Below are 13958 nucleotides of genomic sequence, written 5' to 3' on the forward strand. Positions count from 1 at the left end.
CGGGTCCTCGCTCCGCTGCGGCCCACTCATGCGCAGCAGCATGACATCGGCACGCTCCGTTGTCGTCCCTCGTCCGTGGCGGTTAGGCTAGATCCCTACTGATTCGATGGGTAAAGGGGGCTTCGATGGCGTTGCCGGACTTCCTGGTCGCCGGAGTGCCGAAGGCGGGCACGTCGGCGTTGCACGCGGCGCTGGTGCGACACCCGCAGCTCTTCCTGTCCGAGGTCAAGGAGCCCAAGTTCTTCCTCTCCGACGGGCCGCCGCCCACGAACGGCGGGCCCGGGGACCGGCAGACGTATCAGGAACACATCTGGCGGCGCGACGAGTACGAGGCGCTGTTCGACCCGGCACCCCCGGGCGCGCTGCTGGGCGAGGCGACGCCGTTCTACCTGTACGACCACGAAGCCCACAAACGCATCCATCGACTGATCCCGAAGGCGAAGATCATCCTGCTGCTCCGCGACCCGGTCGACCGGGCGCACTCCAACTGGTCGCACCTGTGGGGCGCCGGGCTGGAGGCCGAGGCGGACTTCGAGAAGGCGGTCGCCCTGGAGCCGGCCCGCACCGCCGCCGGCTGGGCGGACTTCTGGCACTACACCGCGCTCGGGCAGTACGGCAGCCAGCTGCGGCACCTCCTGGAGTACTTCCCCCGGGAGCAGATCCTGCTGCTGCGGTACAAGGACCTGCGCGACGACCCCGGCGGCACCGTCGACCGGGTCTGCGAGTTCCTCGGCGTCGCCACCGGGCACGTGGCGCAGATCCCGCCGGAGAACGTGCGCCGCTACGTCGCCGACACGCGGTTCAACGCGGGAGTGCGCTTCCTGCTGCGCAACGGTGGGAGGATCGGGCATCACTTCCCGGTGCCGGTGCGGCACGCGTTCAGCGGTCCGCTGCTGGCGCTGCTGCACCGCCAGCACGGCCGCCGCCCGAAGGTCACCCCGGAGCAGCGGGCCGCGCTGCTGCCGCGGTTCGTTGCGGAGATCGAGCTGTTGCAGGAGGTCTCCGGCGAGTCGTACGCGGACTGGCTGAGCCTTGACCACGCGAGCAACTACCACTGAGAGTCGGGAGATCCGCACGTGCCAGAGCTGCCCCGTCAGACCGGTTCCGAGCTCGTCGTCGCGCCCCCTGCCGGCGGCGCCGGCAACTGGGCCGGCGGTCCCAGCGCCATCGTGCACGAGTCGTCGGTGTTTCTGGCGTACCGGCTGCGCAGGCCGATCGGATCCGGGCGCGGCTACGCCAACGTGATCGCCCGCTCCGCCGACGGCGTGACGTTCACCCCGGTCGCGGAGGTGTCGAAGGAGCGTTTCGGCGGCGCGTCCCTGGAACGCCCGGCGCTGGTGGTCACCCCTGAGGGACGCTGGCGGCTGTACGTCAGCGTCGCCACCCCCGGTACCAAACACTGGAGAGTCGACCTGCTCGAGGCCGACGAGCCGGAGAAGCTGGGCGAGGCGCCCGCGCTCACGGTGCTGCCCGGCTCCGACGAGATCGGCGTCAAGGACCCCGTCCTGCACTTCGACGGCCGGCGCTGGCACCTGTGGGCCTCTGTGCACCCCCTCGAAACCGCCGAGCACGCCGACCGGATGTCCACCTGGTACGCCACCAGCCCCGACGGCGTCGACTGGACCTGGCGGGGCGTCGCCCTCGCGCCGCGCCCGGGCCGCTGGGACGCGCGCGGCGTCCGGCTGAGCGCCGTGACCGTCCGCGACGGGCAGCTGACGGCCACGTACGACGGCCGCGCCACCGCCGAGGAGAACTGGGAGGAGCGCACCGGCACCGCCCGCGGCACCCTGGGCCCCGACGGCCTGTTCGGGCCGCTGACGGCCGCGGACGCCGAGCCGTGCGGCTCCCCGCACGCCCCGCACGGCCTGCGCTACCTGACCGCGATCCCGGGCCGCCTCTACTACGAGGTCACCCGCGAGGACGGCGCCCACGAGCTGCGCACGGAGCCGTCCCCCTTCGCATGATGGCGTCCGGCACCTGCCCCGGCGCCAGTTCACGAGGCGATGTGGAGTCGCGTGGCGCCGTTGTGAGCAATCGTGGTGCTACTGAAGGTGACCGTCCCGCAGTGCGAAACGACCCGCACAGAAGTGCGGGTCGTCTGGCAGCCTCATGCCGAGTGCCTCACAGAGCTGACCCAGCGCGTACGTGTCCATCGCACCGGCTGCGGCCTTGTTCACCGTGTTGAACGTCGCCGGGCAAACTGCCAGTGCTGCAGGAGGATCGGCGCGCCCGGCCAAGGTGGGCGCGCGGAAGTCAAACTGCGGCGGGAGTCCTGTCATACGTTCGACGGCGCCAGCGTCGAGCCACTCCGCCGAGGACGGTGTCCCGACAACCCGTGGTCGCCAACCACCGGCCTGCGGCGCGCCGACCAGGTCGGCGGTCCGCAGGGTCAGCGGAGCTCCGCACACGACCAGCGTTACCGAGCGCTCCACCACAGCATCTAGTCCAGCACACCCGCCCGGACCGCCAGCCGATGGAGCGCGCTGGTCGCAGACCGCTTCCGCCGGCCGAGCAAGTCCACCAAGGACTCGATCACCACCAAGATTGTGGATTCGGTGGTGGGTCGGCGGTTGGACTCCTCGGCCATCGATCGGATGGTTGCTCGCTGACCAGAACCGCGGACCGCAACCAGCGGCCAGGAACGGCGGCCGGCGATCAGGCGTTGACATCGATCGCGGGGGCTAACCTGGGATGATGGGCCGGCTGGAGCAGCTGCGTGATCCCTCGTCGTGGTGGCGGCGGGCTGTTGTGCTGGTGCGACGGTTCCGGCAGGAGCCGGGGACGGCAAACCTGCGCCGGTTCGCCCCGCTGGTCGAGGCCGTCCTGCGCGAACGTGCCGCGCTGCATGAGCTTGACGACGAGGCGCTGTCCGAGCGCGCCGGGCGCACCGCGAACACAGATCTTGCCGATGACGGCGACCTGGTGGGACATCTCGCGGTCGCGAGCGAGGTCGCGCGGCGCCGGCTGGGGATGGAGCCGTTCGAGGTGCAGTTGCTGGCGGCGGTGAGCATGCTCCGCGGCCGGGTGGTGGACATGGAGACCGGTGAGGGCAAGACCCTGGTGGGGTTCCTTGTCGCGGCCGGGCTGGCGGTGACGGGCCGGCGGGTGCACGTGCTCTCGGCCAACGACTATCTGGCCGGTCGGGACGCCCACGCGGGGGCGAGCCTGTTCGCGGCGTTCGGGCTGTCGTGCGCGGCGGTGGTCGACGGCATGGACCACGCCGACCGGCGGGCGGCGTACCGCAGCGACGTGGTCTACGCGACCGTGCACCAGGTGGGGTTCGACCTGCTCCGCGACCGGCAACGGTTCGAGGATGCGCAGCGGCTGGTGCCGGACCTCGACGCGGCGGTGATCGACGAGATCGACGCGGTGCTGCTCGACGACGCGATGGTCCCGCTGGTGATCGCCGGGGACGGCGAACCGCGGCCGGAGGAGGCGTCGCTGGCCGGGGTGGTCGCGGCGATGACGGCGGGCGTCGACTACGAGGTCGACGGCGAGCGGCGCAACGTGTCGTTCAACGAGGCGGGGATCGCGGCGCTGGAGGAGCACCTCGGCGTCGACGACCTGTACGCCAAGGATCACGTCGGCCTGCTGACGGCGGCGCATGTGGCATTGCACGCACACGCGCTCATGGAGTGCGACGTGCACTACATCGTGGCCGAGGGGCAGGTGCGGCTGGTCAACGACGCCCGCGGCCGGGTCGCCGACCGTCAGCGGTGGCCGGACGGCCTGCACGCCGCGATCGAGCGCAAGGAAGGCCTCGAGGTGACCGCGCCGGCCGAGGTGCTCGACCAGATGCTGGTCGAGACCGTGGCCCGTGGCTACCGGGTCGTCACCGGGATGAGCGGCACCGCGTTGGACGCCTCCGTTCGTCTCGCGGAGGACCTGGACCTGCGCACCGGCGCGATCCCGACCAACCGGCCCGGCATCCGCGTCGACGAGCCCGACCGGCTCTATCTGACGGCCGAGCAGCGCGACGCGGCCGCCGCCGACAGGGTGCGGGCCGCTCATGCGGCCGGCCAGCCCGTGCTGATCGGCACGGCGAGCGTGGCCGATTCCGAGCGCTTCGCCGGGCTCCTGGCCGGCCGCGGCGTGGCTGCGGTCGTGCTCAACGCCAAGAACGACGCCGCCGAAGCCGGGATCATCGCCCGCGCCGGGGAGCACGCGGCCGTCACCGTGTCCACGCAGATGGCCGGTCGTGGCGTCGACATCCGGCTCGCCCCGCGGGCCGTCGCGGCGGGCGGGCTCCTGGTGCTCGGACTCGGGCGCTACGACAGCGCCAGGCTCGACCATCAACTCCGCGGCCGGGCGGGCCGGCAGGGCGACCCGGGTCGTTCGGTGTACTACACCAGTCTCGACGATGACGTGGTGACCGAGCACCTGGTCATCAACATGGACCCGCGAACGGTGGACGCGGACGGGCGGATCCGCGACAAACGGTTCCGCCGGATCTACGAGCACGCCCAGCGCGTCGCCGAGGGCAAGCTCCTGCAGCTGCATCGCACCACCCGCCGCTACCACACGGCCACCGACCAGCACCGGCGGCTGCAGCTCGACACCCGCGAACGGCTGCTCACCGACCCGGCCGCGCTCGAGGACCACCTGGCGCACGTCTGGACCGCCGGTTCCGACCAGCCGCACCGGTGGACCCGGCCGGACCGGCGCCGGCTCGCGACCGAGGTGGCGCTCTACCACCTCGACCGTGCCTGGACCCGGCACCTGCATCTGCTCGCCGAGGTCCGCGAGGGCATCCACCTGCGGGTGCTCGGCCGCCAGGACCCGCTCGACGAGTTCAACCTCATCGCCACCGACGACTTCCGCCGCCTGGCACAAGCGGCCGCCGCGGCCACCCGGCACACCCTCGACGCGGCATCCGAGGACGCCACGACCCTCGCCGACCTCGGCCTGCGACGTCCCTCCTCGACCTGGACCTACATGGTGGCCGACAACCCCTTCGGCTCCGAGGCCGACCGTTTCTTCGAGTTCATCGGCCAGGCGCTGCGTGGCAGTCAGCCCCCGGCCATTTCCTACACCTGATCGGAGGCTGCAAGGATGGGTTGGTGAGCGGCCCCGACCTCGTCCTGATCCTGCGGTACCGCAAGGCGGTGACGTACGGCTTCCACACGCTGCTCGCGGCGCTGGAGGAACACGTCACCGGCACCCGGTACGAGGTGGTGTTCGCCGAGTCGGCGCAGGCGACGATCGAGGCGATCACCACCCGGCGGGGCCGCAAGCTCGTGCTGTGGTCGTTCTACTCGCCGGACGCGGCCGCCCTCGCCGAGGAGCTCGCGACCATCAAGGAACAGGCACCAGGGGCGGTGCACGTCGCCGGCGGGGTGCACGCGACCGCGGAGCCGGTGCAGACCCTCGACGCGGGCTGGGACGTCGCCGCCGTGGGGGAGGGGGAGCGGACGTTCCTCGACCTCGTCGACAGCGGCGGTGACCCGGCCGGGATCACCGGCCTCGTCCACCGCGACGAGCACGGGAAGCTCACGCGCACGGGCAAGGCGCACAAGGAGCCGCTCGGCACCTACCGGGCGTTTCCCCTCACGTACAAGCGGATGAACCCGATCGAGATCACCCGCGGCTGCATCTACGCGTGCCGGTTCTGCCAGACCCCGTTCATGTTCTCCGCGAGGTTCCGGCACCGCAGCGTGGAGAACGTGCGCTGGCATGTCGACCGGATGCGGGAGCTCGGCAAGCGGGACGTGCGGTTCATCACGCCGACGTCGCTGTCCTACGGCACCGACGGGGAGGAGCCGGACCTCGGCGCGGTCGAGGAGCTCCTGGCCAGCTGCAAGGAGGGGATCGGCCCCGACGGGCGGGTGTTCTTCGGGTCGTTCCCGAGCGAGATCCGCCCGGAGCACATGACCGTCGACGCGTTGCGGCTGGTGAAGCGGTACTGCGCGAACGACAACCTGATCGTCGGCGCCCAGTCCGGGTCGGAGCGGGTCCTCGAGGCCGCGAAACGCGGGCACGACGTCGAGTCGGTCCGGCGGGCCGTGCGGATCGGCATCGCCGAGGGGTTCCGGATCAACGTCGACATGATCTTCGGGATGCCAGGGGAGGACCCGGCGGACGCGGAGGCGTCGCTGCGGCTCGCCCAGGAGCTCGCGGACCTCGGCGCCCGGATCCACTCGCACGTGTTCATGCCGTTGCCGGGCACGCCGTGGCGGGACGCGCCGCCGGGCGACGTCGACCCGGAGACGATCCGCGCCGTGTCCCGCCTTGCTCAGCAGGGCGCGCTGTACGGGCACTGGCAGAAGCAGCGCGAGCACGCCACCCGTCTCGCCGCCGCGGCGGTCGAGTACCCGCGTCCCGGCCGCAGCCGCACCCTGCTGCCACTGGCCGAAAGCCGACCGTCCGAACCGGCGGGTTGAGCCCTACGCTCGGCGCGTGATCACAGCGAGGGTCAAGGCCGCCGCGTGGGTCGGGCTGGCCGCGGTGCTCTGCCTGGGCTACGGCGGCTACGCGTGCACCGTCGTGCAGGAACTCAAGGGCCGCTACGGCGACGACGACCGCATCCTCATCCAGCAGGGGCACGCCGCCGCCGGGATCCTGGTCGGGGTCGTGGTGGCCGGATGGGCGGCCGGCATCCTGCGCGGCGGGGCGCTGCCGGCGTGGCGGCCCCGGGACTGGTCCGGCTGGACCCGCGCGGTCGCCCTCGCGGTCCTCGTCGGGCTGCTCGCGTTCGCCTACGACGGGGCACGGTCGCTGTCGGACGCCTACCGGTCCAGCGAGGGCCGCGGGGTGCGGGGCACGCTCACCGTCGAGGACTGCACGGCACTCGAGCACGGTTTCGATTGTGAGGGTACGTTCCGCGCCGCCGACGGGTCGTTCGAAGTCGAACGGGTCAGCATCTATCAGGACGCCAGGCCGGCGGGTGCCGTCGACGGCTGGGTCAGCGGGCCCCGGCCCCTGGCGATGTCGGACGGCACCGCCGGCGCCTGGCACAACGTGGTCCTGCAGCTGGGCATCCTGGCGCTGCTCTGGCTGACGGTCGCCGGGTTCCTGACCGCCGCCGTGTGGCCTAGCCGGGCCGGGCCGGTGGGGTGATGGCGGCGACCATGGCCGAGCGCGGTGAGCGGGTGCCGAGCAGGTCCCGGGAGTACACCGCGTAGGTGTAGTCGGTGGAGCCGCGCAGCTTGGACAGCGTGACCGTGGCCCGGTTGGTCGTCGCGACCCGGGTCTCGGCCGCGCCGTCGACGGCGACGACCTGGTAGACGGCGTTGCGCCGGGGCTTCCACTCGATGGTGATCGTCGAGCTGGTGACATTGACGACCCGGACCTGCTGCGGCGCCCGGGGCGGGGCGACGGCGCCGTTGCGGTAGATCGTGGCCTCGCGGGTGTCGGTGGTCAGGCCGTTGGGGCCGGAGATGAAGCGGCGGCCCCAGGCGGTGAGCTTCCCCGCGTCGAAGTCGTCGACCAGGTCCAGGTACTTGTACTGCTTGTCGTTGCCGCTCCACGACCAGCCGAAGTAGCCGAGCTCGCGGGCCTCCGCGTACGCCATGATCGCGTCCTCGTCGGGGTCGCCCCACTGGTGCTCGCCGGAGAACTCGCCGACGAGGATCGGCAGGCGGCGGTCGGTGAACGAGCTCAGGTAGGAGTTGACCTTCGCCGCGGTGTCGAACTCGCCGTACATGTGGATGTCGAAGAGCGTGTTGCCGGTCGGGTCGGCGTCGCGGACCTTCACGGCGTTGTCGCGCATCACGAACGACTCGTCCTGGCCCCAGCCGGGCGCGTCGACCATCAGGGTGTGCCGGAACCCGGCCGCCCGCAGCGCCCGGATCGCGTCGGTGGTCTGCTGCACCCACGGCATCGTGGCGCCGTTGCCGAAGGGCTCGTTGGCGATGTTCACGATGACGTGGTCCTCCTCGCCGATGAGGGCGTCGCGGACCCCGAGCCAGAACTGGACGGCCTGCGCCATCGTCGCGGCCTTCTTGTCCTGGCCGAACCCGGTGGTGTCGTGCGCGTCGAGGATGCAGATCAGCCGGTTCGCCTTGCAGAGGCTGACGACCTTCTTGATCTCTTCGGCACCGCTGCGCCGCCACTGATGCCCGATGCCGAGCGGGATGCGCACGGCGTTGGCCCCGGCGGCCTTGATGCCGGCGAACGCCCCGTTGCGGTCCGGGTACCACATGACGTCGTGGTTGACGCCACGCAACACGAGGTCGCTGCCGGTCGCCTCGACCAGCCGGCCGTCGCGCACCTGGATGCCGGTGTGCGGGGCGGCCGGCTCGGCGTGCACCCGCGCCGGCGCCAGCAGCGCGCCGGCGAGCGTGGCGACCCCGAGGGCGCAGACCAGGCTTCTCACGAGGCGAACCGCTACCCGCGCCGGGGCGTGTTACACACGTGGACATGGAGACACTGCTGCACGACTTCTTCCGGGCCGTGTCGTTCGAGCCCGGTGGGCGCCCGGACTACGAGGCGATCCGGACCCTGTTCATCCCGGAAGGGCTACTGGTGAAGGCGCCCGAGGTGGCGACGGTGGACGGCTTCATCGCACCCCGGCTGGCGCTGGTCGAGTCGGGGGCGCTGACGCAGTTCCACGAATCGGAGCGGTCCGGGGAGACGCAGGTGTTCGGCAACGTCGCGCAGCGCTGGTCGGTCTACGACAAGCGGGGTGTCCAGGACGGGGTCGCCTTCGCGGCGGCCGGCCGGATCTCCACCCAGTTCGTCCGCACGCCATCGGGGTGGCTGATCACCTCGATGGCGTGGGACGACGAACGCTAGAGCTTCGCCACCGCTGCACGGAGGCGGGTGAGGGTGCGGTCGCGGCCGAGGACCTCGAGGGACTCGAACAGCGGCAGCCCCACCGACCGGCCGGTGACCGCGACCCGGATCGGGGCCTGGGCCTTGCCGAGCTTCAGGCCCCGCTCGGCGCCGACGGCCTCCAGGGTCGACTTCAGCGTCTCCGCGTCCCACGCGGCCGTGGAGAACGCGGCGATCGCCGCGCCGAGCAGGTCCGCGGCGCCGTCCTTCATCGCCTTCGCCCACGCGGCCTCGTCGACGGCCGGCTCGGCGAGGAACGCGAAGTCGACGTTCGGCACGATCTCGGCCAGCAGCGCGATGCGGGTCTGCGCGTGCGGGGCGAGGGCGTCGAACACCTTCGGGTCGTAGTCGGCCGGGTCCCACGGGGGAGCGGCGACGGGGGTCCCGCCGGGCGCGACGGGGGTGCCGGTCAGCCAGGGCCGGCACGCCTCGGCGAACGCCTCCGGGGCCAGCGCGCGGATGTATTCGCCGTTGAACGCGCGGAGCTTCTTCTCGTCGAAGAACGCCGGCGACGGGTTGACCTCCTCGAGCCGGAACTCGTCCTCGATGACCGACCACGGCACGATCTCGCGGTCGTTGGAGGGCGCCCAGCCGAGCAGCATCAGGTAGTTGCGCATGGCGTCGGCGAGGTAGCCCTCGTCGCGGTACTGCTCCAGGGCGACCTTGTCGCGGCGCTTCGACAGCTTCTGGCGCTTCTCGTTGACCACCACCGGAACGTGCGCCCACACCGGCGGGGTGCGGCCCAGCGCCGCCCACAGCAGCTGCTGCTTCGGCGTGTTGGGCAGGTGCTCCTCGGCGCGGATGACGTGGGTGATGCCCATCGTCATGTCGTCGACGACGTTGGCGAGCAGGAACACCGCGGAGCCGTCGGCGCGCGCGATGACGAAGTCCTCGATGAGCTTGTTGTCGAACGTCGGCTCGCCGCGGACCAGGTCGACCACGACGGTCGAGCCCTCGTCGGGGGCGCGGAAGCGCAGCGCGCGGCCCTCACCGGGGCCGAGCGCGCGGTCGCGGCAGAAGCCGTCGTAGCCGCGGAACTGGGCGCCGGCGCGCTCCTGGACCTGCTCGCGGGTGCAGTCGCAGTAATACGCCTTGCCCGCGGTGTAGAGCTCGTGCGCGGCGGCGGTGTGCTGCTCGGCGTAGGTGGACTGGAAGTAGGGGCCCTCGTAGGTGTCCCGGGCGATGCCGATCCACTCCAGGGCGTTGAGGATGCCCTCGGTCCACTCCGGCCGGTTGCGCGCGGCGTCGGTGTCCTCGATCCGCAGCACGAACACCCCACCCTGCTGCTTGGCGTAGATCCAGTTCTGCAGGGCCGAACGGGCACCCCCGACGTGGAACATCCCGGTCGGGGAGGGGGCGAAACGCACTCGAACCGTCACACCTCCAGACTAGTGGCCTCGTCATCCGGGATTTCGATGCCCTGCTCCAGCGCGTCGGCGCGGGCGGCGTCGAGCAGGCGCAACAGCACCGCCTCCAGCATGAGCAGGGTCTCGTCGTCGAGGCGTTGGAGGAGCCGCTGCTGCGCCCGGTTGCCGCTGTCCATGATCTCGGTCAGCACCTCGCGGCCGGCGGGCGACAGGTGGATCCGGCGGATCCGCCGGTCGTGGGGGTCTTCGGTCCGGGTCACGTAGCCGTGTGCGACGAGGCGGTCCACGATGCCGGAGAGCGTGGCCAACGTCACGCCCAGGTGTCTGGTGAGCTCCTGCGAGGGGATCCCGTCGTGCCGGGTGAGCAGAATAAGCACCTTGAGCTGCTGCATCGTGAGGTTTACTGAGAAAATCCGGTTCGTCCGGTCATACGCGAACAGGGTGCGCAGACGCTGCTCGGCTGTCATCACGCGCAGCAGCAGCGCATTCCTGTGAATCGTCACAGGAATGTTTTACCCCCTGGAAAAACTTTGCGCGAGGCGAACGGTTAGCATCACACGAACTAACGTCTGTCTTAGCCGATCGGAAGAAGACTCCAGACCATGTCGTTCCTCGCCCGGCTCAGTTTGGCGAACCGGGGGCTGGTCGCGATCATCGCGATCGTCGTCCTGGGCTTCGGCGCCATTGCCATCCCGTCACTGAAACAGCAGCTCATCCCGTCGATCGACTTCCCAGCCGCGTTCGTGCTGGCGCCCTATCCGGGCGTGTCGCCGGACATCGTCGAGGAGCAGGTCACCGCTCCGATCGAGAAGGCCCTGCAGGGCGTGCCCGGCCTCACCGACATCACCTCCACCACGCGTGAGGGTGTCGCGACGGTCCAGGTGTCGTTCGAGTTCGGCTCGTCCATCGACGACATCACCAACAAGATCTCCACGGCGATCAACCGGATCAAGTCGACGCTGCCGTCGACCGTCGAGCCGCAGGTCATCGCCGGCTCGACCGACGACCTGCCGGCCGTGGTCCTCGCCGCCAGCAAGACCGGCGACCAGATCGCGTTCGCGCAGCAGCTCGACGCCATCGTCGTGCCCGCGCTGCAGGGGATCGAGGGCGTGCGCACCGTCGAGGTCACCGGCGCGGCGACGCAGGACGTGGAGATCACCCTCGACCCGGCGAAGGCGTTCCCGGCCGGGGTCAACGCCCAGACGGTGACCGCCGCGCTCAAGTCCAACGGCGTGTCGTTCCCCGCCGGGACCCTCACCGAAGGTGACCGCTCCCTCGCGGTGCAGGTCGGCGGTGCCCTCTCCACGATCGAGGACCTCAAGGCGCTCAACGTCACGCCGGCCACGAAGCTCGGCGACGTCGCGAAGGTCGAGCTCAAGACCGCGGAGACGACGTCGATCACCCGCACCAACGGCAAGCCCAGCCTCGGCATCGCGGTCACCGCCTCGCCGGACGGCAACGCGGTCAAGATCAGCCACGCGGTGCAGGACAAGCTCGACGAGCTCAAGAAGGAGCTCGGCGGCGACGTCGCGATCACCTCGGTCTTCGACCAGGCGCCGTTCGTGGAGAAGTCCATCAAGAGCCTCAGCACCGAGGGCGCCCTCGGCCTGCTCTTCGCCGTCATCGTGATCCTGGTGTTCCTGGTGTCGCTGCGCTCGACGCTCGTCACCGCGGTGTCGATCCCGCTGTCGGTGGTCGTCGCGCTGATCGGCCTGTGGCTCGGCGACTACTCGCTGAACCTGCTCACCCTCGGCGCGCTCACCATCGCCGTCGGCCGGGTCGTCGACGACTCCATCGTCGTGCTGGAGAACATCAAACGACATCTGGAATACGGCGAGGAGAAACGCCACGCGATCCTCACCGGCGTCCGCGAGGTCACCAGCGCCGTCGTCGCCTCCACCCTGACCACGGTCGCGGTGTTCCTGCCGATCGGCCTGGTCGGCGGCTTCGCCGGGCAGCTGTTCCGCCCGTTCGCGATCACCATCACCGTCGCGCTGGTCGCGTCGCTGCTGGTCTCGCTCACCGTGGTGCCGGTCCTCGCGTACTGGTTCCTGAAGCCGCCGAAGCAGGTCGGCGCCCTGGAGCGGGAGGCGATCCTCGCCAAGGCCCTCGACAAGGAGGAGCGCGGCCGCCTCCAGCGGACCTACGTGCCGATCATCTCCTGGGTCACCCGCAGCCGGGGTACCCGCTGGATCACCGTCGGCGTCAGCATCCTCGTCTTCTTCGCGACGATCGGTCTGGCCACCCAGCTGAAGACCAACTTCATCGACCAGAGCGGGCAGACCGAGTTCTCCATCTCGCAGGAGCTGCCGGTCGGCTCCAGCCTCGCCGTCACCGACGCCGCCGCGAAGAAGGTCGAGGACCTCCTCGGCGCCCGTGGCGACATCGAGTCCTACCAGGTCACCATCGGCGCCTCGGCCGGCTTCGGCTGGGCCGGCGCGCAGTCGGGCAACACGGCCAACTTCTCGGTCACCGCGAAGGAGGACGCCGACGTCGACAAGGTCATCGAGGAGCTGCGCACGCAGGTCGTCGACAACAAGGCGTTCGGCACCGTGAAGATCACCGCCGGCGGTGGCGGAGGCGGTTCCGGCGACCAGCTCGAGGTCGTCATCAAGGCCAACAACACCGACGACCTGGCCGCCGCGGCCAAGCTTGCTCAGGACGCGATGAAGAGCACGCCCGGCATCGCGGACGTCGAGAGCAACCTGGCGGCCAGCAACCCGCGGGTCGACGTGAAGGTCAAGCGCGATGTGGCCGCGAAGTACGGGCTGTCCGACGCGGCGGTCGGTGGCATCGTCAGCGCCGCCTACCGCGGGCAGAACCTCGCCCAGCTCACCGTCGACGGCCAGCAGCGCGACCTGATCCTGCGCTCCGGCCCGGCCCCGGCGACCCTGGCGGCGCTGAAGGCGCTGCAGATCCCGGTCCAGGGCGCGACGCCGCCGTTCGTGCGGCTCGACCAGGTCGCCGACGTCAAGGAGGGCGCCGGCCCGGTCGCCATCACCCGCATCGACGGCAACCGCAGCGCCTCGGTCACCGGCCGGTCCACCGGCGACAGCCTGAGCGAGGTCTCCGGGGACCTGCAGAAGCAGCTCGACGCGCTGAAGCTGCCGGCCGGCGCGACCGTCACCCTCGGCGGCGTCACCGAGGACCAGCAGGAGGCGTTCGCGCAGCTCGGCCTGGCCATGCTCGCCGCGATCGCGATCGTCTTCATCATCATGGTGGCGACGTTCCGCAGCATCGCCCAGCCGTTCATCCTGCTGGTGTCGATCCCGTTCGCCGCGACCGGGGCGATCCTGCTCCTGCTCGCGACGGGCACCCCGCTGGGCCTGCCGGCGATGATCGGCGTGCTGATGCTCATCGGCATCGTGGTCACCAACGCGATCGTGCTGATGGACCTCATCAACCAGTACCGGGAGGGCGGCATGCCCGTCCGCCAGGCGGTCATCGAGGGCGGCCGGCACCGGCTCCGCCCGATCCTGATGACGGCCGTCGCCACGATCTGCGCCCTGGCGCCGATGGCGATCGGTCTCACCGGTGAGGGCGGGTTCATCTCGCAGCCCCTGGCCATCGTCGTCATCGGCGGCCTGATCAGCTCGACCCTGCTGACGCTGGTGCTGGTGCCCACGCTGTACACGATGGCCGAAGGCGTGAAGGAACGCCGCCGGCTGAAGCGGGAGGGCCGGCACGCCGCGGTCACCCCGGCGGCGCCCTCCGGCGGCGAGGACGGCGACGGCGAGGGCCGGCACCGGGTCGACCCGCTCGAACCGGCACCGTCGCACTGAACCACCCACAATGGCCGGCCTCGTGGAGGCCGGCCAT

General features: G+C 71.0%; 10 protein-coding genes. 7 read left to right on the plus strand and 3 right to left on the minus strand.

Translation table 11 applies throughout. The annotated features are described in order from the left end of the window. Positions 1-125 precede the first annotated feature (125 nt). The 5 genes from ACFPIJ_RS28330 (at position 126) to ACFPIJ_RS28350 (ending at position 7056) form a co-directional block, all read left to right on the plus strand. Positions 126-1058, plus strand: a complete 933-nt coding sequence (locus tag ACFPIJ_RS28330; protein WP_380119099.1) for a sulfotransferase domain-containing protein — start codon at positions 126-128, stop codon at positions 1056-1058. 18 nt (positions 1059-1076) lie between these two features. Further along, complete coding sequence (locus tag ACFPIJ_RS28335) at positions 1077-1964, plus strand: glycoside hydrolase family protein (protein WP_380119101.1); 888 nt, start codon at positions 1077-1079, stop codon at positions 1962-1964. A gap of 730 nt (positions 1965-2694) precedes the next feature. Next, positions 2695-5037: an accessory Sec system translocase SecA2 gene (gene secA2, locus ACFPIJ_RS28340; RefSeq protein WP_380119103.1), complete on the plus strand. Its 2343-nt coding sequence runs from the start codon at positions 2695-2697 to the stop codon at positions 5035-5037. Between the two features lie 23 nt (positions 5038-5060). Beyond that, positions 5061-6380 carry a TIGR04013 family B12-binding domain/radical SAM domain-containing protein gene (locus tag ACFPIJ_RS28345; protein WP_380119105.1) on the plus strand — a complete coding sequence of 440 codons (1320 nt, stop codon included), beginning with the start codon at positions 5061-5063 and terminating at the stop codon, positions 6378-6380. A gap of 16 nt (positions 6381-6396) precedes the next feature. Continuing rightward, a complete protein-coding gene (locus ACFPIJ_RS28350; protein WP_380119107.1) occupies positions 6397-7056 on the plus strand; it encodes a hypothetical protein in 660 nt (219 codons plus the stop codon). Here the strand turns inward: ACFPIJ_RS28350 and ACFPIJ_RS28355 are convergent. Further along, entirely contained in the window at positions 7031-8314 is a 1284-nt protein-coding gene (locus tag ACFPIJ_RS28355; protein ID WP_380119109.1) for a cellulase family glycosylhydrolase, read from the minus strand. The genes ACFPIJ_RS28350 and ACFPIJ_RS28355 overlap by 26 nt on opposite strands. A 44-nt stretch (positions 8315-8358) precedes the next feature. On the opposite strand from ACFPIJ_RS28355, the gene ACFPIJ_RS28360 reads away from it, so the two are divergent. Next, complete coding sequence (locus ACFPIJ_RS28360) at positions 8359-8733, plus strand: DUF4440 domain-containing protein (RefSeq protein ID WP_380119111.1); 375 nt, start codon at positions 8359-8361, stop codon at positions 8731-8733. Here the strand turns inward: ACFPIJ_RS28360 and gltX are convergent. Then, the gene (gene gltX, locus ACFPIJ_RS28365) at positions 8730-10151 is read right to left on the minus strand and encodes a glutamate--tRNA ligase (RefSeq protein WP_380119113.1); all 1422 of its coding nucleotides are present in this window, start codon (positions 10149-10151) and stop codon (positions 8730-8732) included. The genes ACFPIJ_RS28360 and gltX overlap by 4 nt on opposite strands. Further along, positions 10148-10642 (minus strand): MarR family winged helix-turn-helix transcriptional regulator, encoded by a 495-nt coding sequence (locus ACFPIJ_RS28370; protein WP_380119116.1) that lies wholly within the window; start codon positions 10640-10642, stop codon positions 10148-10150. The genes gltX and ACFPIJ_RS28370 overlap by 4 nt, the downstream gene beginning before the upstream one ends. A 99-nt stretch (positions 10643-10741) precedes the next feature. On the opposite strand from ACFPIJ_RS28370, the gene ACFPIJ_RS28375 reads away from it, so the two are divergent. Then, on the plus strand, positions 10742-13921 hold the full coding sequence (locus ACFPIJ_RS28375; RefSeq protein ID WP_380119118.1) for an efflux RND transporter permease subunit: 3180 nt from the start codon (positions 10742-10744) through the stop codon (positions 13919-13921). Positions 13922-13958 lie beyond the last annotated feature (37 nt).

The sequence above is a fragment of the Dactylosporangium cerinum genome (assembly GCF_042653625.1).
Lineage (GTDB): Bacteria > Actinomycetota > Actinomycetes > Mycobacteriales > Micromonosporaceae > Dactylosporangium > Dactylosporangium cerinum.

Bases quoted from the DNA above. Each gene is read 5' to 3' on its own strand.
- ACFPIJ_RS28330 (WP_380119099.1), top strand. From the start codon at position 126: ATGGCGTTGCCGGACTTCCTGGTCGCCGGAGTGCCGAAGGCGGGCACG.
- secA2 (WP_380119103.1), top strand. From the start codon at position 2,695: ATGGGCCGGCTGGAGCAGCTGCGTGATCCCTCGTCGTGGTGGCGGCGG.
- ACFPIJ_RS28360 (WP_380119111.1), top strand. From the start codon at position 8,359: ATGGAGACACTGCTGCACGACTTCTTCCGGGCCGTGTCGTTCGAGCCC.
- ACFPIJ_RS28375 (WP_380119118.1), top strand. From the start codon at position 10,742: ATGTCGTTCCTCGCCCGGCTCAGTTTGGCGAACCGGGGGCTGGTCGCG.